This window comes from Microbacterium sp. MPR-TSA4 (assembly GCF_058792815.1).
The window spans coordinates 1-21,823 of sequence record NZ_JBXAFF010000023.1 but is presented as its reverse complement, the minus strand read 5'-3'; the positions used below and the strand labels follow the sequence as shown (position 1 = coordinate 21,823).

The 21,823-nt window shown below is 69.3% G+C and carries 22 protein-coding genes; 13 read left to right on the top strand and 9 right to left on the bottom strand.

Features of this window, described 5'->3' with window-relative positions; all coding sequences use genetic code 11:
* Positions 1-9 precede the first annotated feature (9 nt).
* The 4 genes from AC1Q49_RS10655 to AC1Q49_RS10640 are packed head-to-tail and all read left to right on the top strand — an operon-like array spanning position 10 to position 5,943.
* Positions 10-2,160, top strand: a complete 2,151-nt coding sequence (locus AC1Q49_RS10655; protein WP_101305226.1) for a TnsB C-terminal domain-containing protein — start codon at positions 10-12, stop codon at positions 2,158-2,160.
* On the top strand, positions 2,157-3,335 hold the full coding sequence (locus AC1Q49_RS10650) for an AAA family ATPase (protein ID WP_101305227.1): 1,179 nt from the start codon (positions 2,157-2,159) through the stop codon (positions 3,333-3,335). The genes AC1Q49_RS10655 and AC1Q49_RS10650 overlap by 4 nt, the downstream gene beginning before the upstream one ends.
* The gene (locus AC1Q49_RS10645; RefSeq protein WP_101305228.1) at positions 3,335-5,752 is read left to right on the top strand and encodes a TniQ family protein; all 2,418 of its coding nucleotides are present in this window, start codon (positions 3,335-3,337) and stop codon (positions 5,750-5,752) included. Before AC1Q49_RS10650 ends, AC1Q49_RS10645 begins: the two co-directional genes overlap by 1 nt.
* On the top strand, positions 5,749-5,943 hold the full coding sequence (locus AC1Q49_RS10640) for a hypothetical protein (protein ID WP_101305229.1): 195 nt from the start codon (positions 5,749-5,751) through the stop codon (positions 5,941-5,943). The genes AC1Q49_RS10645 and AC1Q49_RS10640 overlap by 4 nt, the downstream gene beginning before the upstream one ends.
* 396 nt (positions 5,944-6,339) lie before the next feature.
* Here the strand turns inward: AC1Q49_RS10640 and AC1Q49_RS10635 are convergent, their stop codons facing one another.
* The 3 genes from AC1Q49_RS10635 to AC1Q49_RS10625 all read right to left on the bottom strand — a co-directional run bounded on the left by AC1Q49_RS10635 (position 6,340) and on the right by AC1Q49_RS10625 (position 8,153).
* Positions 6,340-7,125 carry a hypothetical protein gene (locus tag AC1Q49_RS10635; RefSeq protein WP_101305230.1) on the bottom strand — a complete coding sequence of 262 codons (786 nt, stop codon included), beginning with the start codon at positions 7,123-7,125 and terminating at the stop codon, positions 6,340-6,342.
* Positions 7,126-7,202: 77 nt separating this feature from the next.
* Complete coding sequence (locus tag AC1Q49_RS10630) at positions 7,203-7,643, bottom strand: zinc ABC transporter ATPase (RefSeq protein WP_113681776.1); 441 nt, start codon at positions 7,641-7,643, stop codon at positions 7,203-7,205.
* 105 nt (positions 7,644-7,748) lie between these two features.
* Entirely contained in the window at positions 7,749-8,153 is a 405-nt protein-coding gene (locus AC1Q49_RS10625; protein WP_051498749.1) for a response regulator transcription factor, read from the bottom strand.
* A gap of 26 nt (positions 8,154-8,179) precedes the next feature.
* Between AC1Q49_RS10625 and AC1Q49_RS10620 the strand changes: the two genes are divergently transcribed.
* From AC1Q49_RS10620 to AC1Q49_RS10610, 3 genes are read left to right on the top strand one after another with little or no spacing between them, the layout of a single operon-like run.
* Positions 8,180-8,506 (top strand): tyrosine-type recombinase/integrase, encoded by a 327-nt coding sequence (locus tag AC1Q49_RS10620; RefSeq protein ID WP_492492070.1) that lies wholly within the window; start codon positions 8,180-8,182, stop codon positions 8,504-8,506.
* Positions 8,496-8,831 carry a helix-turn-helix domain-containing protein gene (locus AC1Q49_RS10615; protein ID WP_017828522.1) on the top strand — a complete coding sequence of 112 codons (336 nt, stop codon included), beginning with the start codon at positions 8,496-8,498 and terminating at the stop codon, positions 8,829-8,831. The genes AC1Q49_RS10620 and AC1Q49_RS10615 overlap by 11 nt, the downstream gene beginning before the upstream one ends.
* 6 nt (positions 8,832-8,837) lie before the next feature.
* Positions 8,838-10,793 carry a hypothetical protein gene (locus AC1Q49_RS10610; protein WP_492492068.1) on the top strand — a complete coding sequence of 652 codons (1,956 nt, stop codon included), beginning with the start codon at positions 8,838-8,840 and terminating at the stop codon, positions 10,791-10,793.
* Between the two features lie 74 nt (positions 10,794-10,867).
* Here the strand turns inward: AC1Q49_RS10610 and AC1Q49_RS10605 are convergent, their stop codons facing one another.
* The gene (locus AC1Q49_RS10605) at positions 10,868-11,257 is read right to left on the bottom strand and encodes a heavy metal-responsive transcriptional regulator (RefSeq protein WP_017828519.1); all 390 of its coding nucleotides are present in this window, start codon (positions 11,255-11,257) and stop codon (positions 10,868-10,870) included.
* A gap of 115 nt (positions 11,258-11,372) precedes the next feature.
* On the opposite strand from AC1Q49_RS10605, the gene merA reads away from it, so the two are divergent.
* Genes merA through merT form a run of 3 tightly spaced genes read left to right on the top strand, consistent with a single transcriptional unit; the run spans position 11,373 to position 13,553 of the window.
* Positions 11,373-12,797 (top strand): mercury(II) reductase, encoded by a 1,425-nt coding sequence (merA, locus tag AC1Q49_RS10600; RefSeq protein ID WP_492492101.1) that lies wholly within the window; start codon positions 11,373-11,375, stop codon positions 12,795-12,797.
* Complete coding sequence (merB, locus tag AC1Q49_RS10595; protein WP_492492066.1) at positions 12,707-13,204, top strand: organomercurial lyase; 498 nt, start codon at positions 12,707-12,709, stop codon at positions 13,202-13,204. The genes merA and merB overlap by 91 nt, the downstream gene beginning before the upstream one ends.
* Positions 13,205-13,232: 28 nt before the next feature.
* Positions 13,233-13,553, top strand: coding sequence for a mercuric ion transporter MerT (gene merT / locus AC1Q49_RS10590; RefSeq protein WP_492492064.1), 321 nt, complete (start codon positions 13,233-13,235; stop codon positions 13,551-13,553).
* A gap of 154 nt (positions 13,554-13,707) precedes the next feature.
* Here merT and AC1Q49_RS10585 read toward each other — a convergent pair whose 3' ends face one another.
* From AC1Q49_RS10585 to AC1Q49_RS10565, 5 genes are read right to left on the bottom strand one after another with little or no spacing between them, the layout of a single operon-like run.
* A complete protein-coding gene (locus AC1Q49_RS10585; protein ID WP_492492062.1) occupies positions 13,708-15,621 on the bottom strand; it encodes a heavy metal translocating P-type ATPase in 1,914 nt (637 codons plus the stop codon).
* Positions 15,618-15,977 carry a Cd(II)/Pb(II)-sensing metalloregulatory transcriptional regulator CmtR gene (gene cmtR, locus AC1Q49_RS10580; protein ID WP_060960787.1) on the bottom strand — a complete coding sequence of 120 codons (360 nt, stop codon included), beginning with the start codon at positions 15,975-15,977 and terminating at the stop codon, positions 15,618-15,620. The genes AC1Q49_RS10585 and cmtR overlap by 4 nt, the downstream gene beginning before the upstream one ends.
* 26 nt (positions 15,978-16,003) lie before the next feature.
* Positions 16,004-16,546, bottom strand: coding sequence for a type II glyceraldehyde-3-phosphate dehydrogenase (locus AC1Q49_RS10575; protein WP_492492059.1), 543 nt, complete (start codon positions 16,544-16,546; stop codon positions 16,004-16,006).
* Between the two features lie 39 nt (positions 16,547-16,585).
* Positions 16,586-18,241, bottom strand: a complete 1,656-nt coding sequence (locus AC1Q49_RS10570; RefSeq protein ID WP_036286080.1) for an ABC1 kinase family protein — start codon at positions 18,239-18,241, stop codon at positions 16,586-16,588.
* A complete protein-coding gene (locus AC1Q49_RS10565) occupies positions 18,241-18,828 on the bottom strand; it encodes an AAA family ATPase (protein WP_036286077.1) in 588 nt (195 codons plus the stop codon). Before AC1Q49_RS10565 ends, AC1Q49_RS10570 begins: the two co-directional genes overlap by 1 nt.
* Positions 18,829-18,888: 60 nt before the next feature.
* On the opposite strand from AC1Q49_RS10565, the gene AC1Q49_RS10560 reads away from it, so the two are divergent.
* From AC1Q49_RS10560 to AC1Q49_RS10550, 3 genes are all read left to right on the top strand, one after another.
* Positions 18,889-19,173 carry a metal-sensitive transcriptional regulator gene (locus AC1Q49_RS10560; RefSeq protein ID WP_005049572.1) on the top strand — a complete coding sequence of 95 codons (285 nt, stop codon included), beginning with the start codon at positions 18,889-18,891 and terminating at the stop codon, positions 19,171-19,173.
* A gap of 46 nt (positions 19,174-19,219) precedes the next feature.
* Positions 19,220-19,579 carry a heavy-metal-associated domain-containing protein gene (locus AC1Q49_RS10555; RefSeq protein ID WP_051498747.1) on the top strand — a complete coding sequence of 120 codons (360 nt, stop codon included), beginning with the start codon at positions 19,220-19,222 and terminating at the stop codon, positions 19,577-19,579.
* Positions 19,576-21,823, top strand: a 2,248-nt coding sequence (locus tag AC1Q49_RS10550) for a heavy metal translocating P-type ATPase (RefSeq protein ID WP_492492055.1), incomplete at its 3' end; no start/stop codon positions are given. The genes AC1Q49_RS10555 and AC1Q49_RS10550, both read left to right, overlap by 4 nt.

The following is a 21,823-nucleotide window of genomic DNA, read 5'->3' as shown; positions in this document are numbered from 1 at the left end:
GAGATAGCGATGAGCAGCACGTGGACCCTGAAACCCGGCGTGGACATCGTCTACGACGGCGATGCCTGCACCGTTGCGGAGATCTGCGAGGGCGCGGTCATCGTCCGTACCCGAACTGGGCAGGTTCGGCGCCTGCGGATGATCGACCTCCTGCGCCCCCGCGCTGAGGGAGGTACGACACGCATCCCCGGAAACAGTCGCGATGAGGACGCGGCTCCACTGGGTGTCGTCTGGGCCGATGCCAGCGACGCGGCCCGCGCGGTGTCCGCCGAGCGCGCTGATCATGTGCGAGAGGTCCTCACCGGCTACCGGTCGGGGGCGGCCGAGATCGCACGTGAGGGCGAACCGAAGCTCGCCTACCATCCGGAGCGTCGCATCGAGGAGCGGATCGCGGCGAAGGCGCTCGAGCTCGGTAAGGGTCGCCGGACCGTCGCGAGGTGGGTGGCGCGGTATAAGGATGCCGGCGAGATCGGACTGATCGATCACCGCAAGGCGCAGCCGGGCAATCTGCTCGTCAACTTCGACGACCGCTGGGTCACGGCGGCACGTGAGGTCATCGATGAGCAGACGCCGGAGTCGAAGGTCGCGAAAAGCATCATCATCGCGAGAGTCAACGCCCGAGCCGACCGCACCCACGGGCCAGGTATCGTCGCCGCCCCTTCTCGAAGCGCCGCATACAAGATCCTCGACGAGCTCTCCCGTGGCCGCGCGACCTTCTCCGGGAGCACCAAGCGCAAGCGCTCCAACGCGAACCGGCCGCCCGCTCCGTACGGACGCCTGCACGCCACCGCGCCCGGCCAATACGTTCTCCTCGATACGACGCCGCTCAACGTCTTCGCCGTGGCCCCGGTGACGGGCAAGTGGGTCGCCGCAGACCTCACGGTCGCGATCGACCTCTACTCCCGCTGCATTCTCGGCATGCGGCTGACGCCCGGCTCAACGAAATCCATCGACGTATCCGGCGTGCTCATGGAAGCGTGCCAACCCTTCGACACTCCCGCGGAGTGGGGCACGAGCGCACGATGGCCCTTCCACGGTGTCGCCGGTTCCGTGCTCGTCGACCCGACGCGCATCCGCGTCCCGCGGTTCGTCCGTGCGGGGATCCTGCCCGACACGATCATCGTCGACCACGGCGCACCGTACCTCTCGGAGCACGTGACCAGCGCGTGCGCACGCCTGGGCATATCCATCCAGCCGGCCCGCGTCTACCAGCCCACCGACAAGAGCCCTGTCGAGAGGTTCTTCCGCACCCTCGACACGTTCCTCCAGGAACTCCCTGGCTACAAGGGCGCGGACGTCGGCGGCCGCGGCGACGACGTCGAAGCCGACGCGGTCTACACGGTCCCGCAGCTGGAGCAGATCATCCGCGAATGGGTCGCGACGGTCTACCACCTCCGACCCCACGACTCCCTCGAGGATCCCCGCCTCCCCGGCGTCAAGCTCAGCCCCGCCGAGAGATACGACCAGGGGCTCGCCGTTGCCGGGCAACTGCGGATGCCGATCGACCGGAGCGTTCTCCTCGAGCTGCTGCCGGTGGTGAAACGGCAGTTCAATCACTACGGCGTCGAGATCCACAAGCTGCGCTACACCGGAGACTCGGTCGCGAAGTACCGCAACCGCGCCCGGTCGATCCACCGAGACAAGGGCACGGAGTGGCCGTTCGTGGTCAACCCCGACGACTTGACGCAGATCTACTTCCACGACCCCGAGGACGGCACCTGGCACACCCTCGAGTGGGAGCACAAGGGAGCCTTCGACACACCGTTCAGCCTCGACGCGCTGGAGTACGCGAAGAAGATCGCGATCCGCCAGGGTCGCCCCTCTCAGGTCGACGACGTCGCCGCGCAGCTGCTCGAGGACTGGGGCGCGGGACGCGCGCTCACCCCATCGGAGAGGCGGATGAGTTCCCGCATGGCCGCGCAGCTCAACGAGAAGGATCCCGCGGCTGACGGGGTGTGGTCGCTGCGCACCGTGCAGCGGATGCTCGAGGCCGAACTGAACCCCACCACAGATCTCGGACGGGAGCTCACCGGCGAGGTCCGCGACCCACGCAAGCGCGTCGACATTCCCGAAACGGGCGATGACGACGACGAGGACGACATCGACGAGCCCACGATCCGATCCGACTACCACTTCGAGCCGATGGAGATGATCCAATGACCGCCACAGTCCCGGGCGAGCACGACGCGCCTCGCCGGCAGCGGAGCCTGTCGACCTACGAGGGATGGAAGGACTTCGCCGAACGTCCCCCGCGCGATAAGCCCGCGTTGCTAACGACCGAGCAGCTCGGATCGCTCGGCCCGGACGAGTTCGCGCGGTACAACGCGGACCGGCGGGCGTGGCACGCGAACATCCTGCTGCGCACCCGGCAGGTGCACGGGGTGCACCTGCAACTGGGCGACATCCTGGACAGCAACCTGCAGGACTCCGACCGGGTCAAATCCGCCGCCGCCCTCGACGCCCCACCGGCCCTCGGGAAGTCGACGGTGGTCAACACGTTCGGGCGCGACTTCCACCGTCAGCGGATCGCGGAAGTGGGCGAGTACCTCGACGAGGATCGCGACATCCTCCACCTCCCGGTCTGCCACATCACCGTCCCAGGGCGCCTCACGATCAAGGGCCTGCACATGATGATCCTCGGGTTCTACGCCCACCCCGCGACCGCGGGCATCCTGCACCGTTCGATGGCCGGCCGAGATCTGGCGCGGGCGGCCGCGGACTGCATCGAACGGCACGACACCCGCCTCGTGATCATCGACGATCTGCACTTCATCCAGATGCGCACCCGCGACGGTGTCGAGGTCGCGAACCAGCTGAAGTGGCTGTCCAACGAGTACAGCGCCACCTTCCTGTTCGCCGGCGTCGCGCTCCGCGAACGCGGCCTCGTCGGCGAGGGCGCGACCGGGAAGGAAGCGGCGATGGCGCAGACGTTCCGCCGCTGGACCGTGCTCAGCCTCGACCCGTACAGCCTGCGCACCAAGCAGACCCGCCAGGAGTGGGACAGCCTGCTCTGGCACATCGAACAGGCCCTCGTGCTCGCGGACGCGCACGAAGGGATGCTCGTCGACATGTCGCGGTACCTGTTTGCCCGCACCACCGGCAACATCGGCTCGCTCATGGACCTCATCCGCCGCGGCGCGTCCCGCGCCATCCGCACCGGCGCCGAGCGGATCGACCGGAAGCTCCTCGACGACATCCGCATCGACGAGGGAGCAGAAACGGAGCGCACCGAGCTGCAGGCCAAGCACGACCAAGAGGATCGGGCACGCCGTGAGCGGCGCCGACGCCGACTGAAGAGCGACGGCGCCGAAGAGACCGGCGAGGAGGCCGCCTGATGAGCGAGACGGCCGGTGCCGTGCGCGTCCTTCCGTTCCGGGTCCGCCCCTTGCCGGATGAGCCGTTCGACTCCTGGCTGGAGGCCTCGGCGGCCGCGAACCGCGCGACTGTCGCGGAGATGGCGTGCGCGCTCGGCCTGGTGGAGCAGGAGGGCGGCAGGGCGGTGTCAGCGACATCGTGGATGGCCGCGCAGTGGGCGACCGAGCTCACCGATGAGCAGGCGTCCCGGCTGGAGCGGTCGACGGGGATCCCGGCGGCGCAGTTCCAGGAGATGACGCGGATGCGGTTCGCACGCCACGCGATCCGCTACACCCGGCAGGGACGGATCAGCTTCCGCTGCCCCGTCGGCGGGATGGCGGGACGGTACTGCCCCGAATGCCTGGCGGACTCCGGAGGCAGGTGGCGGATGTCGTGGCAGTTCCCATTCACCTTCGCGTGCGTCAGACACCGCCGCATCCTCGCCGACAACTGCCCGGTGTGCCACAAGCCACCGCGTCACACCGGGCACCCGCTCGCCGGGATCCCACATCCCGGGCACTGCCACAATCCCGTCGCCGGTGCCGGGACGGGCCCGATCGCGAGCCGCTGCCGCGGCGACCTCACCGCGCATCCCGAACGCATCGCCGCACCCGACCCGGCGCTCCACGCACAGCGCCGAATGATGCAGATCCTCTCCACCGGCGAGGGCCGGTTCGGGATCTATGCGGACGCCCCGCAACCCGCGATCACCGTCCTCGAAGACATCCGTCTCCTCACCCGCGCCGCAGGAGTTACGCTCTGCGATGGCGGCGACCTCGACATGCCAGAGCTGGAAACGGACCTCCTCGCGGCGGTGCCTCGAGACAAGCATGAGTGGACGTGGGCGGGACCGCCCACAGCGGCCGGCGGCGCGGTCGGTACGACGATCGCGATCGCCGCACTCGAAGACCCCGACCGTGCGGTTCGGCTGCTGGCTGGGCGCCTCGCGGTGAGCACGTCGTACACCGGTCAGACGCCGCAGCTGCAGCGACTGATCGCCGCGTCCCTCGGACGCACCCGACGACCGACGCTGTTCCTACAAGCTGCGCCAGCCTCGGACGTAAACCCGGAAGAGCGGGCACGGAAGGTGCCCGCACAACTCTGGGATGAATGGACGAACGCGCTCACCCCACGCCGCATCAACGGCGACGTCGCCGCCTCCGCGCTGGCCGCGGCCGTCGTGTTCACCGGCACACGGCTGACCCACTCCGCTGCCCTCGCCCTCCTGGACTCGACGGCGCCCATTCGTCAGGTCACTCATGTGATGCGCGAGTTCGGGAGGCCGGGCGCGGAGACGCCCGCCCTCGCGGCGATCCTCAACCTCGCCGCCTACCTCGACAGCCACGAGACACCGATCGACTACGCACGCCGCCGCAGACTCGACTGCACTGAACTCCTTCCCGAAGAGGAATGGCAGCAGCTGTGCGCCCGACTGAATGTCCAACCCGGCTCCGGCGCCCGACACCGCCATGCGCGCGCCCACCTCTACCGGGCCATCACCGGCAACTCGATGCGACGCGCACCGGAAGCATGGGACGCGGCCGGGATATCTCCGCGGACGGTCACGACGTTCACGAAGACGCTGCCGGACACCGTGCGCCGCGAGCTGAACGATATCGGCCGCGCCTTCCTGCTCCGCCGAGGGATCGACGAGCCACTCAGCTGGGCGCCCCCGCTGTCGACGCACATCGAACCCGCCGTCCGCAGCGACCCCGTCGGTGAGTGGGCGACGGCCAGACCCGTCCGTGGCGCACTCGACACACCATCTCGCAGCCGCGAACTCATCGCCCAATACGGTGAGGGCGCGACCACCTATGAGCTCGCACGGCGGACGGGAGTATCGCGGCAGACGGTGTCGCGTGTGCTCGCCGACGGCAACAGCACCCTCCGCCGCGGACGGCCCACCACGTTCGTCATCGACGAGGCTTGGCTGCGCGAGCGGTACGAGAAGGAAGGGATGACGCTGCGACAGATCGCGGCGCTCGTCGGCTGCAGCGCTCCCACGATCGCGCACCGCATCCAAGCGGCAGGCATCACGATGCGACCCGGCCCACACGACCGCACCCCTCACCCACTGGCCGGCCGGTCACGGCTCCTCCAGCGCGCCCTCGTCGGCCGCCACCCCATCGAACGCGCGCGCCGATTCCTCATCGCCACACAGCACGACAACGTGCGCGCCGCCGCGGCGACCATCCGCACGACCCAAAGCTCACTGAGCGCCCAGCTCGCAAGCCTCGGCGCCGACGTCGGCGGGGGCCTGTTCGTTGCCGCGGCACGCAACAGGCCGATGCGCCTCACCCCACTCGGCGAACGGCTCGCTCGCGAGCTCCATCGCGCCCTCGCCGCCGACCCCCATACCCAGACCACATCACCTACCGAAGAGAAGAAGGCATCATGACCGAGAAGAAGCGGACCTCCAGTCGTCTGCAACGGGCAGCACGGGAGCGCATGAAGGTGACAGGGGAGAAGTACACCGCGGCGCTGATGGCCGTGACGGAGGACGCCGGGTCACAGACTGAGCTCAGCTCCCCGCCGACCACGCCCGCTGGTTCACTGCGCGCGTCCGTCGACCCCGAGGCGCGGCGGTGAGCCCCGGCTCTACCGAGGATGGCGAGCCGGTCCTCCAGCCCGACACGATGCAGTGGAACAACTCCGGGTGGACCGAAAAGCCGTGGTCGGCACCTCACCTGGCGCCGCTGTTCACCGAGCTCACGTCAGCGAAGAGCGCGCCGAGCTGGGCGCGTCGCGCTGTGAAGATCATCCACCGGTACACCCGCGAGCACGGCGAACCGCCGACGTTCCGCGAGCTGTTCACCGAGCTCGCCGCACAAGACCCCGACTACGCCGACCACGAGGAGGCGTGGTCGTCACGCGCAGTCCGGAGCCTCGTGATGGTGCATTGGCGAAGGCAGGGATGGGTGCGCTACCGGACCGAGACGCGCACTCTCCGATCCGGCCCCACCGCGAACGGCGACCTGTTCCCGGCTACCCGTCCGCCTCGTCGGGAGGGAGCGCGGCGAGAAGCTCCTCGAGAACGATGACGAGCTCGTTGTATCCCTGTGTGTAGAACAGCGCGTCCGAGCCCGGGGTTTCGCCGCCGACGATATCGGCGAGCACGGTGCGCGCTTCCCGAGTTGCGGCCTGCAGTCGTGTCTCGATGTCCGGCAGGCTGCGGATCCATTCGTCGATGACGGTGAAGCGGATGGGCGTGAAGTCGTGGGCGTCGACGCCGACGTGGAACTCGTGCCCGTGGGGGCCGTGATCGCGGGCATGCGTGTGACCGTGCAGCAGCGGAACGCCCTCGTCGCCGCGTGGGCGGTGCGTCGTATGCCGGTCGGTGCCGTGCGAGTCGCCGCTGTAGGGATAGTGGGATGCCAGGATCCGGTACCCGCGGCGGGTGCCCTCGATGACCTCGGGGAGTATGCTCCACCCGGCCGCCTCGTACAGCGGGGCGAATCGTTCGATCGCGCGCCTTGACTGTGTTGCCGGCGAAACTCGGTCGTGGTTGCCGGGCACGAGAAATCGTCGCCCGTTCAGGTGCTCGGTCAGCCCGACAGATTCCTCGATCGGTCCGAGCGCGAGGTCACCGAGATGAAGGACGATGTCGTCCGGTCCCACGACCTCGTTCCACCGTCGCACCAGCTCCGCGTTCATCTCTTCCACGGTCGCGAACGGGCGGTCGGCGAGTTCGCTGATCCGTGCGTGGCTGAAGTGCTGGTCCGAGGTGACGAAGTCCACCTGGTCGAAGTCAAACCACGGATACTGGCTCACACCGGCCTCCTTCGATGAGCGTGGCCCTCGAGAAATCTAGGGATATCTATCGTTTCGCTAGACGGGTGTAGATGTTCCTAGAGATCATCGAGGTCGACCCCGAAGCGCGCCGCCAGATCCTCGAGCGGTTCACCGCTCATGCCATCCCGCTCACGCACCACCCGCTCGACCTCGCGGTCGTCGATTGCTTCGACCAGCTCCTCGAGTACTCGGTCGATGTCGCCGCCGTTCGCGGCGGCGACTCGCGCCACTTCCCTTGCCGCGTCAGCGAGCGTGTAGAGACGCTCCCAGGGGTGGTCTCCGTGACGGGCGATCGCGACGGTCTCACGAGTGTAGGAGCGGTCGTCCCCGGCGACGAGCCAGCGTTCCTCGCCCTCAGCGGTGATGAAGAAATCGACCACACACTCACCGCACGGCATCTTGTAGACGCCCGGTTCGGTGGGCGCCGCCTCGGTCGCACGCGTGATCATCTCGCGGATGACGCCTTCCCAATCGATCGCCGGTTCATCGTCGCCCATGGTGACCTCCCGAAGTAGAACAGAGAAGTGTCTCACTTCGGCACCGCGGCGTCTAGGGCTCAGCCCCGTCGCGTTCGCGCATCAGTTCGCTTGACCACCGATGGTCTACCCGAGCTGGTGGGCAAGAATCACAGCCTGCACGCGGTCGCGGACGCCGAGCTTGGCGAAGATTCGGTTGATATGCGTCTTCACCGTTGCGGGTGAGAGATGCAGTGCCTGGCTGATCTCGCCGTTGGAGAGGCCGAGCGCGATCGCGTTGAAAACGTCGCGTTCTCGGGGGGACAGAACCGAGAGGCCCTGTCCGCCCGGGACGGGCTGGTCGCGGCCGGTGTAGGCGTCGATGAGCTGCCGTGTGATGCGGGGCGTCACGATGGCATCGCCTCGAGCGACGACGCGTACGGCGTCCACGAGTTCTTGGTGTGTCGCAGTTTTGACGAGGAACGCACTCGCCCCCGCGCGGAGTGCCCCGAAGGCGTACTCGTCCAAGTCGAACGTCGTGAGTACGATCACGCGGCTCCGCAGCCCGCCGTCGACAATTGCGCGGGTGGCGTGGATACCGTCTTGACGCGCTGTGGGTGACGGAACGCCGCACCCGACTGTCGGCCGGCTATCTCGGCCGGCGGTTCGCGGAGCTGCGGGACGAGGCCGGCTTGTCAAAGGCCCTGACTCTGCACAGCCTCCGGCATTCGTACGTGACGCACCTGCTCGAGTTCGGCTACGCCGACCGATTCGTCCAGGAGCAGGTCGGGCACATGCATGCTTCGACGACCTCGATCTACGCCTCCGTCAGCTCGGACTTCAAGAACCGGGTATTCGCGGACGCATTGAAGGCCCTCATCGAAGGAGAAGCAGATGACCGTTGAGCTCGAGACCGCATGGAACCTCCGCAGCGTGATGGCCTCGCGCGGGATCTTCCAGACCTCCAAGCTGAAGCCGTTGCTCGAGGAGCGGGGCGTCGACCTGTCCCGGGAACAGGTGTACCGACTGGTGACGCAAGCACCGCAGCGGGTTCGCATCGACGTGCTCGCCGCGCTGTGCGACGCGTTGGAGTGCTCGCTCGACGACCTCGTGCAGGTCACCCGCCGGGAGGCTGCGGCCCCGGTCGCGGTGGGTGAAGAGGCGACGCGGGGTGCGATCGGCGATCTGCGGCCCGTGCGGGCCACGATCCGTCGCCCGCGCTCGAAGTAGGCCGCGGTGGCGAAGCCTCCGCAGGAGCCCAGGGTTGCTGAGGTCGCCGGGCTCGTCCACGCGATCGCGCCGGAGATCCCGGTGGAGCGCCTTGTTGAGATCGTGGCTGAAGTCGCACCCGTGCCGCTCACCCAACGGCGTCTCGAACTCGCACTCCTCAAACAACCTGGAGTCCTCGAAGGGCGACACCGGAACGTACCGGTGACGGTGCAGGATCTGGCCCACGCTCTCGTGAACGAGGGTGCCGGGCGGGTCGTCTTGCCTACATGCGATTCCTGTGGACGTGCCGTTCGGATGCCTCACAAGACGCAGACCGGCGGTCGCCACTGCTCGCGCTGTGAACGGAATGCCCGATCGGTCGCGTGTGCCAGATGCGGACGAGTTCAGCCCGTGCAGCGCACCGTCGATGGGCAACGGTTCTGCCGGGACTGCTGGCGAGCCGATCCGCGGTCGTTCGGCGACTGCTCGCGATGCGGGCAGAACGCCACGATTATCGTCCGTCGCCCCGCGCTCGTCTGTCTCGCGTGCTACACCGCGCCGGTCAAGATGTGCGAGCTCTGCGGGGAGCCGGGCCGCGTAGCGACGCACCTGGACGGCCGACGGGTCTGCGCCCGCTTCTACTACGCGATGCGACGCCCCCAGCCGTGCCCGGAGTGCGGGCGGAAGGTGTTCCTCACTGGCTTCATGAATGGGCACAAGGTCTGCGCCGAGTGCGCAGGAGCTCCCGTGACGATGGCATGCCCGGGATGCGGGACGATCGAAGAGGTGCGCAAGCACCGGCTATGCGTAGAGTGCCGGCGACCTATCGCCATCCAGCAACTGCTTGCTGACGACAGCGGAGAGATCCGCCCCGAGCTGCACCCGCTCGCGGAGTATCTGGTGACGCACCACGGCAGTGCGATCTCCCTCGAGCGGTGGCTGTACAAGAGCCGCTGTGCGGTCGTCCTCCGTGAGCTCGCCGATGGCACGCTGCCCCTCACCGCGGACGCGATCATGACCAGAGCGCACGCCGGCCAGTCCGTGGCATTCCTGCTCTCGCTCCTCATCCGCTCAGGCGTGCTGCCCGATTTCGACATCCAAGCGGCGAGGTTCGAGCACTGGTTCCAACGGTGGCTTCCGACCGTCCCCCATCCCGAGGACCGGCTCCTCCTACGGCGGTACTGCACCTGGGAGCTGCTGCCGTCGGGCAGATCACTCAGGGGCAGACCAGCTACGGCCGTCCGATCCGGCTCCACCTATCAGAAGGTGCGTGCGGCGCTGAAGCGGTGCGCGGCCCTCCTGCAGCAGATCCGCGCGAGCGGCGAAACGCTGACGACATACCCGCAGCGATCTCTCGACGGCTTCCTCACCGGTTCGCCCTCACAACGGGATGCCCTCGCGCCGTTCACCCGGTGGCTGCGACGGCACCGCCTGAGCCGCCTCCGGGTCGAGTTCCGCAGCCATCGCCTCGAAGGGCGCGACTACGCCGCCGACCATCGGTGGACGATGGCACGCGCGTTCATCACGCGAGACGACATGGATCCCGTGACGCGAGTCAGCGGATTGCTCGTCCTGTTCTACGGGCTCCACCTGACCCGCATCGCAGCGATCACCCGCGCACAAGTCGATACGACCGCGCGCCCCATGACGCTGACGGTCGGAACTGAACCGATCGAGCTGCCCGAAGTCCTCGCCGAAGCAATGGTCCAGCTCCTCGACGGCAACCGCTCCGACACTTGGCTCTTCCCGGGCAGGAACCCGGGCCGACCGATCACCCCCGGGCCGCTCAGCCGTCGACTCCGTCAAGAAGGACTCCTCGCCGGCAGCGCTCGTGTCACCGCGCTGATGGACCTCACCCGACAACTGCATCCTCGAATCGTGTCCGACCTGCTCGGCATCACGGCGTCATCAGCTGCCGCCTGGGCACGCCTCTCCGGGGGCGAATGGTCCGACTATCCCGCGCTGCGCTCAACCTCGACCTGAGCACCAATGGCCTCCCGCTACGCTTGCGCCTCCAGTGGGACTGCCTGAATTATCGGACAGACCCCCGGGCTTGGCTACAGATAGCGGCAGACCTGATCCGAGCTGCACGTGTCGGGCTCGACGTGCTCGGCCTGGTCGCGGAGCCCGGCGAGGGTGTCGCGCAGGTCGTGGAGCTGCCTGAGCTGCTGGTCGATATCGGTGAGGCGTGCGTCGAGGAGGTCGCGGACGTGGCTGCAGGGCGCTTGGCCGTGGTCGCGGATGTGGAGGATCTGCTGGATCTGGGCGAGGGTGAGTCCAGCGGCTTGGCCGCGGTGGATGAAGTCGATTCGGGCGATGGTCTCGGCGGTGTAGTTGCGGTAGCCGCTGGGCGTGCGCCCGGCCGGCGGCAGGAGCCCCTGGTCCTCGTAGAACCGCAACGTCTTCGCCGTGGTGCCGGCCGCGTCGGCGAGCTCTCCGATCCGCATTCCCCGCCCCCCCTTTTCGCTGGTCGCAAATTTCGTGCTTGACCTTCCCCTGTGGTGGAAGGTTCATGATGAGTGTATCAGCGGGATGTTCCAAGATGTCCAGGGAGGAATAAGGATGCCATCGAGGTTTGATCTGGCCGTGATTGGGTCGGGTGGCGCGGCATTCGCCGCGGCGATCCGCGCCACCACACTGGGAAAGTCGGTGGTGATGATCGAGCGCGGCACGTTGGGCGGCACGTGCGTGAACACGGGGTGCGTTCCGTCCAAGGCGCTGCTCGCGGCCGCCGAGGCCCGCCACGTGGCCGCGGATGCGGGCTCCCGGTTCCCGGGGATCGCCGCCACCGCTGGCCCGGTAGACATGCACGGGCTGGTGGGTGGCAAGCAGGACCTGGTCGAGGCGATGCGGCGTGAGAAGTACATCGATGTGGCCGAGGCCTACGGCTGGCCGGTCCGCCAGGGCGAGGCGGCGTTCGCCGGAACCCCGGACGCGCCGGTCGTCGAGGTCACCGCCGCGGACGGCACCGTCGAAACCATCGAGGCCGCCCACTACCTCATCGCCACAGGCTCCCGCCCGTGGGCTCCTGCCATCGAGGGACTGGACGGCGTCGGCTACCTCACGTCGACGTCGGCGATGGAGCTGTCCGAGGTCCCGGGCTCGCTGCTGGTGCTCGGCGGCGGCTATGTGGCCCTGGAGATGGCCCAGCTGTTCGCCCGGCTCGGCTCGAAGGTGACTCTGCTGGTGAGGTCCCGGCTGGCGTCGAAGGAGGAGCCGGAAGTCTCCAAAGCGTTGCAGGGAGTTTTCGCGGACGAGGGCATCCGGGTTGTCCGCCGCGCCATCCCCACCCGCGTCACCCGCGACCCGGGCACCGGCCAGATCGTCGCCGCGGCCGAGGTCTCGGGCGGCGTGCAGGAGTTCCGTGCCGACGAGATCCTCGTCGCGCTCGGCCGCGCCCCGGTCACCGACGGGCTCAACCTCGAGACCGTGCAAGTGAAGACCGGCGCGGCCGGAGAGGTCGTGGTCACCGACCAGTTGCAGTCCTCCAACCCTCGCGTCTGGGCGGCTGGGGATGTCACCAGGCACCCCGAGTTCGTCTACGTCGCAGCCCGGCACGGCACGTTGGTCGCCGAGAACGCCTTCACTGACGCCAGCACGTCGGTCGACTACACGCGGATGCCGCGGGTCACATTCACGAGCCCTGCCGTCGGCGCGGTCGGGATGACCGAGAAGGAGGTCATCGCGGCCGGGATCCGCTGCGACTGCCGTGTCCTGCCACTGGAGTACGTGCCCCGCGCGCTGGTGAACCGGGACACCCGCGGGTTCATCAAGATGGTCGCCAACGCGGACACCGGCGAGATCCTCGGCCTGACCGCGGTCGCCAAGGACGCCGGCGAACTCGCCGCCGCAGGTGTCCACATCCTCGGCAAGACCATCACCGAGGTCGCCGACGCGTGGGCCCCGTACCTGACCACGGCCGAAGGCATCCGGATCGTCGCCAAGGCCTTCACCACCGATGTGTCGATGCTGTCCTGCTGCGCCTGACCGCGCGCCAGACAGCGAATCCACCCCATCAGAAACTGGAGCCTCGCCCGCTCCTCGATCGGCCCGCCCGGGTCGAATCGATCTCCCCGGCCAGCGGCGACACGATCCGCGTCACCGTCGACTCGACCGCCGGTGTCACTAGCGTGGAACCGGCGACCGCGGTGGTGTCCTTGGTCAGCCCCGAGGCCATGCACTCGATTCGCTCCTCGTTCTGCAACCAGGTCCACTACTTCGCTTCCCGCGAGGACGCCGCCGGATGGCTCACGGAACACCCCATGGCCCAAATCCTCACGGTCGCCGATGCCTTCGAGGTTGGCAGCACCCTGATCACCGAAATGCTCGAGCGCCCCCGGACCGGTGCCGACGAACTGTCTGGAAGCTGCTGCGGTCCCGAGACCTGCTGCTGAGACGGCACCACGAGAGGACAGAACACCAATGCCTCCCAACCAGGACGACCAGCGAGGCGGCCGTGGCCTGCTCCCCGGAGCCGTCGCCGCACTGCTCGTGGTCGGCTGCTGCGCCCTCCTTCCACTTCTCGTCGTCGGAGGCACGATCACAGGGATCGGCACCCTCCTCCGCAACCCGTGGGTGATCACGGGCGGTGCCGCACTCCTGATCCTCGCGGTGGTTGCAAGCATCGTGATGACAGCGCGTGCCAGGCGACACCGTGGCGAGAACGACCCCGACTGCTGCCCGCCCCTTCGCCCGACCATAACGAAGACAGACCCGAGGCGAAGGGAAACCGGAACCAAATGATCATGGCCATTAGACCCCGGCATACGGCCCGCCCGATAGGCCCCTAGCCAGCAGGCAAGTCGCCGATCAACGCGCGCGAACTCTGATGTGAAATCTAAAGGTCATCCGCATGGTCCCGGATCAAGCCGTCACGCGGCGGCGACGTCCTGCGCGGTCACGTGCTTGCCTTCCGCGTCGACGCGGCGCGCAGGCCGTTGAGGATCACGATCACCTCGGCGATCTCGTGCACCAGCACCACCGCCGCAAGCCCCAGGACGCCAAAGAGGGCGAGCGGGAGCAGGGCGGTGATGATCAGCAGCGACAGGATGATGTTCTGGTTGATGATGCGCCGCCCCCGACGGGCATGGGCGAACGCGCGCGGGAGAAGCCGCAGATCGTGACCGGTGAAGGCCACGTCGGCCGACTCGATCGCGGCGTCGGAGCCCGTCGCGCCCATCGCGATCCCGATGTCCGCGGCGGCCAGCGCAGGGGCGTCGTTGATGCCGTCGCCGATCATCGCGACCGGCCCCTTCGCACCGAGCTCTGCGATCGCGGCGGCCTTGTCTTCGGGGCGCAGCTCGGCGCGGACGTCATCGATCCCTGCATGCGCAGCGAGGGCGCGGGCGGTGCGGGCGTTGTCGCCGGTGAGCATGGTCACCCCGATGCCCTGGGTCGCGAGGGTGCGGACCACTTCAGGGACCTCGGGGCGCAGCTCGTCGCGGACGCCGATCGCGGCGACCGGGACGCCGCCGCGGTGGACGATCACGACTGTCATGCCCTGCTCCTCCAGCCCCGCGACCCGGTCGCCGAGGGTCCCGGCGTCGAGCCAGCGCGGGCTGCCGACGGTGATCCGCGCGCCGGCGAGCTCGCCCTCGATGCCGTGCCCGGCCTGCTCGGTCACGCCCTCCGCCGCAGGGGCATCCGGCGCTGCGGCGGTGATCGCGGCGGCGAGGGGGTGGGTGCTGTGCTGCTCCAGAGCGGCCGCCCACGCCAGCGCCTCCGCCTCGCTCACACCGTCCACGGTGAGGACGGCGGTGACGGCGGGCTCGTTGCGGGTGAGGGTGCCGGTCTTGTCGACGGCGACGTGGCGGATCACGCCGAACCGCTCGAACGCGGCACCGGACTTGATGATCACGCCGAACTTGCTCGCCGAGCCGATCGCCGCGACCACGGTCAGCGGCACGGAGATCGCCAGTGCGCAGGGCGATGCCGCGACCAGCACGACCAGGGCGCGGGTGATCCACAGCTCCGGGTCGCCGAGCAGCGAGCCGATGATCGCGACCAGGGCGGCGAGGATCAGCACGCCCGGGACGAGAGGGCGGGCGATGCGGTCGGCGAGGCGGGCGCGGTCGCCCTTCTCCGCCTGAGCCTTCTCCACGAGGTCGACGATCGTGGTCAGTGAGTTGTCGGTGCCTGCCGCGGTCGTTTCGACCTCCAGTGCCCCGGCGGTGTTGATTGCGCCGGCGGAGACGGCATCGCCGGGTTCGACCTCGACCGGGATCGACTCCCCGGTGATCGCGGACGTGTCCAGGCTGGAACGTCCCGTGCGGACGACGCCGTCGGTCGCGATCCGCTCACCCGGCCGCACCAACATCAGCTGCCCGACAGCCAGATCCTTCGCGGCGACCTCGACCGAGACGCCGTCGCGGCGGATGGTGGCGGTCTCCGGGACGAGCTTGAGCAGTGCCCGCAGCCCGCCGCGGGCACGGTCCATCGCCTTGTCCTCCAGCGCCTCGGCGATCGAGTACAGGAATGCCAGCGCTGCGGCCTCCTCGACGTAGCCGAGGATCACCGCGCCGACCGCGCTGATGGTCATCAGCAGCCCGATGCCGAGCTTGCCCTTGAAGAGGTTCCGGATCGCGCCCGGCGTGAACGTCGACGCGCCCAGCAGCAGGCCGATCCAGAACAGCACCAGCGCAGGGATCTCCATCCCGGACCACTCCAGCGCCAGACCGGTGAGGAACGCCACACCGGAGAAGACCGGGACCATGATCCCGCGGTCCCGCCACCAGGGGCGCTCCGCCTCCTCGGCCTCTTCGCCGACTGCGGTCTCAGGCTCGTCGTGCTCGCAGCCGCACGCCGCGCTCACGCGCCCGCTCCCGTCCCGCAGCAGCCCGGCACCGTGCACGAAGCGTCCATGCAGGGCGCGTGCTCGTCCACCGCGAGCGTCACGTCCACCAGCGCGGTCAGCGCCGCCGCGAGGTGCGGGTCCGCGATCTCGTAGCGCGTCTGCCGCCCTTCCGGCTCGGCGACCACGATGCCGCAGTCGCGCAGGCAGGTCAGGTGGTTCGAGACGTTCGAGCGGGTCAGCTCCAGCTCACGCGAGAGCACCGCCGGGTAGCTGGGGCCGTCGAGCAGGGTCATCAGTATCCGGGAGCGCGTCGGGTCCGCCATGGCCCGGCCGAGCCGGTTCATGACGTCGAGACGTGGAGCAATGGTCAGCATGCACTGATCATACAGTGTTGACTGAACTAATCCCAGGATGAATAGTGCACCCTGCGACATTCGGCCCTACCAGTAACCCCGCGGGCGCGCAGCAGCAGCCCGGCGTTTTCGAGCGCGCCGAGGACGCGGACGATGCTGGTGGTGTTGCAGGACACCACCCGGGTCAGGTCCCGGCCGAGCGCGGTGGCGTAGTTGGCCTGGGCGACGAAGGAGTGCCCGGTGGTCGAGTGCGCTTCCCCGCCCTGCACGATCACCTTTACTCCCGCCGCCTGGTAGCGGGGCAGGTTTCCGGCGGCGACGTGCTTGGGGGTCGTATCGACGATCACGTCGCTCTGCGCGAGGAGATCGTCGAGGGTTCCCTCGGGGCGGATGCCGGTGTCCACCATGCCGCTGTGCGCGTCGGGGGTGGCGGCGAATACGGGCAGCCGCGGGACGGCGGATTGTATTCGCCAGTCGGTGACGGTGTCCGCGACGCCCACCAGGTGCATGTCGGGTTGGGCGTGGACGGCGTCGGCGACCCTCTTGCCGATCACTCCGTACCCGTTGACGCCGACTCTGATCCTGTCCATCTTCGTCTCCTTTCGTGGTGTTCTTGAGCCGTGCGCGGGTCAGGGGCGGGGTCGGCGGCGCCGCAGCGTCCACAGCAGATAGCTGCCGAGGGCGCCGATCGTGCCGGTCCCGGCGCCGATCAGGACGCCTTCCCGGGAGCGCCATTTCGTGTTCCCGCCGACGAGGGTGCCGATCCCGCTGATCAGCGCGGCGGCGATCATTCCCGCGACGACACGGTTGCCGACGCGTTCGGCGCGCCCGACGAGAGGTTCCAGCTCCGTCGCGCGCAGGTGCACCTCGAACCCGCCGTCTTCGAGGAGATGCCGGAGCCGGCTCAGGGTGGCGGGCAGCTCGGTGAGCAGTGCCCCGGTGTCGGCTCCCGCGCGCGCCCATCGCCGGGCCAGAGCCGGCAGGGACAGCTGGGCGCGGGTGAGCTGCTCAGCGTAGGGCTGCAGGGCGTCGAGCATCTGGAAGTCCGGATCCAGCCGCGCCGCGGTCCCTTCGGCCATCATCAGCACTTTGAACAGCAGCGCCGTCTCCTGCGGAAGGTGCAGCTGGTGCTGCTGCAGGATGCCGAGCAGCTGCTGGAGCATGATTGCGAGGCTGATCTCCGACAGCGAACGGCCCCGGTAGCGGGCCGTGAACGCGGTGATCGCCTGCCGCAGCCCTGCCCGGTCGACGACGTCGGCGGTCCGGGAGAGTTCTATCAGGGCGGTGGTGAGGGTGTCCGGGTCGTCGCGGGTGAAGGCGAGCACGATGCCGGCGAGGCCGTCCGTGGTCTGTTCGGTGAGCTCCCCGACCATCCCGAAGTCGATCAGCGCGAGCGCGCCGTCGGGCTGCACGAACATGTTCCCGGGATGGGGGTCGGCATGGAAGAACCGGTTGTCGAACACCATCGTGAGCACGATGTCGGCACCCAGCCGCGCGAGTGCGACCCGGTCGATGCCGGCGGCGTCCAGGCCCTCCAGGTCGTCGATCCGCACCCCGCTCATCCGCTCCAGGGTCAGCACGCGCGAGGTCGTGGTCTCCCCGTGCACGCGGGGAATCCGCACCCGCGCCGCGTGGGCGAACTCCTGCGCGAACCGTTCGGCGTTGCGGGCCTCCTGCAGGTAGTCCAGCTCGGCACGCAGCGTGCGGGAGAACTCCTCCACCAGCCCGGGCAGGTCGTACTGCCGGATGGCATCCCAGCGCCGGTCGGCGCGGTCGGCGAGGTTGCGGAGAATGTCCAGGTCTTCATGCACCTGCGCGACCACGCCGGGCCGGCGCACCTTCACGACGACCTCGGTGCCGTCGTGAAGAGTTGCCGCGTACGCCTGCCCGATGGACGCCGCCGCCAGCGGCACCGGGTCGAACTGGGCGAACACGTGCTCTGGGTCGGCGCCGAGCTCTTCACGGAGCACGTCCCGAATGCCCTCCCACGGTGCCGCGGCGACGTCGTCCTGCAGTTTGGCGAACTCGGCGACCCATGCCGCGGGGAGCAGATCGTGCCGGGTGGAGAGGATCTGGCCCAGTTTCACGAACGTCGGCCCGAGCTCCTCCAACGCGACCCGCACATGCTCGGGGTTCGTGTAGGGGTCCTCCTGCCGGGCGTGTCCGAGGGCGCCGCGGTGGAACGGCACCAAGCCGCCCAGGCCCAGCACGCCGGCCAGGACGCCGAGTCCGTGCCGGCGCAGCACGGCCCCGATCTGCCGGTACCGGCTACTCCCCGCGCCCATCAGCTCACGCCCCTCTCGGCTGGAGTGCCGGCCGATGCTCGTTCGAGGATGAAGTCGACGCGCGCGTCGGGGGCGAGTGCGGGGACGGTGACGACGGGAAAGCCCAGCTCCTGGTACACCAGCCCGAGCAGGTCGTGGATGCGCCGCTGCGCGGCGGGGTCCTCGGTGCGCGCGTAGTCGGACGCCAGCGGGAGCAGGTCAAGCAGGAACACCGTCGCGTACCGGGCGCCGGCCAGCGCGCCCAGCAGGGCGGTGCCGGGGGCGAGGCCGAGGAAGCGGTAGTAGGCGAGCGAGTCCGGCAGAGCACGGTCCAGGAACACGGTCTGTTGCGGGTCGAGGGAGCGTTCCTGCTCGATCTGCATGTCGACGACGGCGCGCTGGAACTCGCTCTGCCGTGCCCGCACCTCCGCGGTGCTGCGCCCGGTGATCCGTTGCAGGTCGATGTAGTGGCGGGCGTGCTCGATTGTGGTCGTGTACCCGCGGCCCCGCAGCAGGTTGACCGTGGTGGTCTTGCCCGAGCTGGGACCGCCCGTCACGACGTGCCAACGGGTGGTCTGTGCGGGCCGCGGCTCCTGGATGCCGGTCATGACCTCACCCTACACCCTGTACCCCTACAGGGTATGGTAGATTGTGGGTGGAGGTGCGAGATGGCACACGGGTATGTGGACAACAAGCCGGCGCTGCTGGCGCGGCTGAGCCGCGCGGAGGGTCAGGTGCGCGGGATCGCGCGGATGATCGACGAGGACGTGTACTGCATCGACGTGCTGACCCAGGTGTCGGCGGCGACGAAGGCGCTGGAGTCCGTCGCGCTGTCGCTGCTGGAAGACCACCTCGCGCATTGCGTCGCGCAGGCGACCGCCGAAGGCGGCCCGCTCGCGGAGGAGAAGCTCCGCGAGGCGAACGCCGCGATCGCGCGCCTCGTGCGCTCCTAACGTCGTCCCCACTCACATCGTTCAACGCTCTTGAAGGGAGCACATCATGACCGGACAGGGATTCCAGGACCTCGGCCTGCAGGCGACCAGCACCGGCGGTGGCTGCGCCTGTTGCAGCCCCACCTCCCACGCCACGGCAGCCACCGACACCGGCGCGCCGGCGCAGCAGACGGCGGCGGGTGAGACCGTGTCGGCGCAGTTCCTGGTGGAGGGGATGACCTGCGCGCACTGCGTGCGTAGCGTCACCGAGGAGGTCTCCGCGATCGACGGTGTCTCCGACGTCGCGGTCGATCTGCACGCCGGTGGCGTGTCCACGGTGACGGTGTCCAGCGCGACGCCGGTGGATGCGGAGCGGGTGCGGGCGGCGGTGGAGGAGGCCGGGTACAGCCTCGCCGCAGCCTCATGAGCACGCTGGACGTCGATCTCGACATCACCGGGATGACCTGCGCGTCGTGCGCGACGCGGGTCGAGCGGAAGCTGAACAAGCTGCCCGGGGTGGAGGCGACGGTCAACTTCGCCACCGAGAAGGCCCGCGTGCACTCGGAGGCCCCGGTGCCGGTGGAGGAGCTGATCGCGGCGGTCGAGCAGGCGGGGTACGGAGCGAGCCTCCCAGCCCCGCCTGTGCCCGACACGGCTGAGCAGACCATCCCGCGGGACGATGAGCTGGCGTCGCTGCGGCAGCGGCTGATCGTCTCGGCGGTGCTGGCGGTGCCGGTCGCGGTGCTGTCGATGATCCCCGCCCTGCAGTTCACCTACTGGCAGTGGCTCACGCTCACCCTGGCCGCGCCGGTGGTGGTGTGGGGGGCGTGGCCGTTCCACCGCGCCGCGGCGATCAATGCCCGGCACGGGGCGGCGACGATGGACACTCTGATCAGCGTCGGGGTGCTGGCCGCGTTCGGCTGGTCGCTGTACGCGCTGTTCTTCGGCGGTGCGGGGATGCCGGGAATGCGGATGAGCGTCACCTTCGTCGGCACCCCGCAGGCCGGTGGCCACGAGGTGTACCTGGAGGTCGCCGCGCTGGTGACCGTGTTCATCCTCCTCGGCCGCTACCTCGAGGTTCGTGCCAAGCGGCAGTCCGGCGAGGCCCTGCGCGCCCTGCTGGAGCTCGGCGCCAAGGACGCAGTGATCCTCCGCGAAGGCACTGAGCAGCGCGTCCCCGTCGCACAGCTCGTTCCGGGTGATGTCGTGGTGGTGCGGCCGGGTGAGAAGATCCCCGCCGACGGCCTCGTCACCGAGGGAATGTCCGCGGTGGACGAGTCGATGCTGACCGGCGAGTCCGTGCCGGTCGAAGTCGCCCCCGGCGCCCGCGTGGTCGGCGCGACTGTGAACACCGGCGGGCGCCTGCTCGTGCAGATCACCCGCGTCGGCGCCGACACCGAGCTGGCCCGGATGGCGCGGCTGGTCGAGGAGGCGCAGACCGGCAAGGCCCAGGTGCAGCGCCTCGCCGACCGGGTGTCGGCCGTCTTCGTCCCCATCGTCATCGTCCTCGCCCTGGCCGCGTTCGCCGGGTGGCTGATCGCGGGGGCGCCCTTGGAGGTCGCCTTCACCGCCGCGGTGACCACCCTGATCATCGCCTGCCCGTGCGCGCTGGGGCTGGCGACGCCGACCGCTCTGCTGGTCGGCACCGGCCGCGGCGCCCAGCTGGGCATCCTCATCCGCGGACCCCAGGTGCTCGAGCAGACCCGCCGCATCGACACCGTCGTGCTCGACAAGACCGGCACCATCACCGCCGGCACCATGACCGTCACCGGCATCCACCCCGCTCCCGGCACCGATGAGGCGGAGCTGATCCGGTTCGCCGCGGCGCTCGAGCACGGCTCCGAGCACCCCATCGGCCGCGCCATCACCGCCGCAGCCGACGGCCCGACGGATGCCGTGGAGTCATTCGCCGCCGAGGCCGGTCAAGGCGTGCAGGGCATCGTCGACGGCCGCCTGGTCGCCGCCGGCCGCGCCTCCTGGATCACCACCCAATGGGCGCTCCCCATCCCCGCCGAGCTCGCCGCGACCATCGCGGCGGACGAGGCGGCGGGGGCGACGGTGACGGTGGTGGCGTGGGACGGGCAGGTGCGCGGGGCGATCAGCGTCGCCGACACCATCAAACCCACCAGCCGTGAGGCGGTCGCACGGCTCCGGGAGCTCGGGTTGACCCCGATCCTGCTCACCGGCGACAACCCCGGCGCCGCCCGCGCGATCGCCAACCAGGCCGGGATCGAGGACGTCCGCGCCGGGGTCACCCCGCAGGGCAAGCTCGACACCATCCGCGACCTGCAGGCCGCGGGCCGGGTGGTCGCGATGGTCGGCGACGGCGTCAACGACGCCGCAGCCCTCGCCGCCGCCGACCTCGGGATCGCGATGGGCACCGGCACCGACGCGGCCATCACCGCCGCGGACCTGACCATCGTCTCCGGCGACCTGATGCTGGTCCCGGACGCGATCCGGCTGGCCCGCCGCACCCTGGGTACGATCAAGGGGAACCTGTTCTGGGCGTTCGCGTACAACGTCGCCGCGATCCCGGTCGCGATGCTCGCCCTGCTCAACCCCATCCTCGCCGCCGCGGCAATGGCGTTCAGCAGCGTGTTCGTCGTCACCAACAGCCTCCGCCTGCGCCGCTTCCGCCCCCTGCCCACCCCGACCGCCGTGTCCACCCTCT

Coding starts and splice junctions, on each gene's coding strand:
- AC1Q49_RS10555 (WP_051498747.1), top strand. CDS start 19,220: ATGACCGGACAGGGATTCCAGGACCTCGGCCTGCAGGCGACCAGCACC.
- AC1Q49_RS10630 (WP_113681776.1), bottom strand. CDS start 7,643: ATGGGCGACGATGAACCGGCGATCGATTGGGAAGGCGTCATCCGCGAG.
- AC1Q49_RS10565 (WP_036286077.1), bottom strand. CDS start 18,828: ATGACCGGCATCCAGGAGCCGCGGCCCGCACAGACCACCCGTTGGCAC.
- AC1Q49_RS10655 (WP_101305226.1), top strand. CDS start 10: ATGAGCAGCACGTGGACCCTGAAACCCGGCGTGGACATCGTCTACGAC.
- AC1Q49_RS10570 (WP_036286080.1), bottom strand. CDS start 18,241: ATGGGCGCGGGGAGTAGCCGGTACCGGCAGATCGGGGCCGTGCTGCGC.
- merT (WP_492492064.1), top strand. CDS start 13,233: ATGCCTCCCAACCAGGACGACCAGCGAGGCGGCCGTGGCCTGCTCCCC.
- AC1Q49_RS10575 (WP_492492059.1), bottom strand. CDS start 16,546: ATGGACAGGATCAGAGTCGGCGTCAACGGGTACGGAGTGATCGGCAAG.
- AC1Q49_RS10650 (WP_101305227.1), top strand. CDS start 2,157: ATGACCGCCACAGTCCCGGGCGAGCACGACGCGCCTCGCCGGCAGCGG.
- AC1Q49_RS10560 (WP_005049572.1), top strand. CDS start 18,889: ATGGCACACGGGTATGTGGACAACAAGCCGGCGCTGCTGGCGCGGCTG.
- AC1Q49_RS10605 (WP_017828519.1), bottom strand. CDS start 11,257: ATGCGGATCGGAGAGCTCGCCGACGCGGCCGGCACCACGGCGAAGACG.
- cmtR (WP_060960787.1), bottom strand. CDS start 15,977: ATGCTGACCATTGCTCCACGTCTCGACGTCATGAACCGGCTCGGCCGG.
- AC1Q49_RS10645 (WP_101305228.1), top strand. CDS start 3,335: ATGAGCGAGACGGCCGGTGCCGTGCGCGTCCTTCCGTTCCGGGTCCGC.
- AC1Q49_RS10615 (WP_017828522.1), top strand. CDS start 8,496: ATGACCGTTGAGCTCGAGACCGCATGGAACCTCCGCAGCGTGATGGCC.
- merA (WP_492492101.1), top strand. CDS start 11,373: ATGCCATCGAGGTTTGATCTGGCCGTGATTGGGTCGGGTGGCGCGGCA.
- AC1Q49_RS10640 (WP_101305229.1), top strand. CDS start 5,749: ATGACCGAGAAGAAGCGGACCTCCAGTCGTCTGCAACGGGCAGCACGG.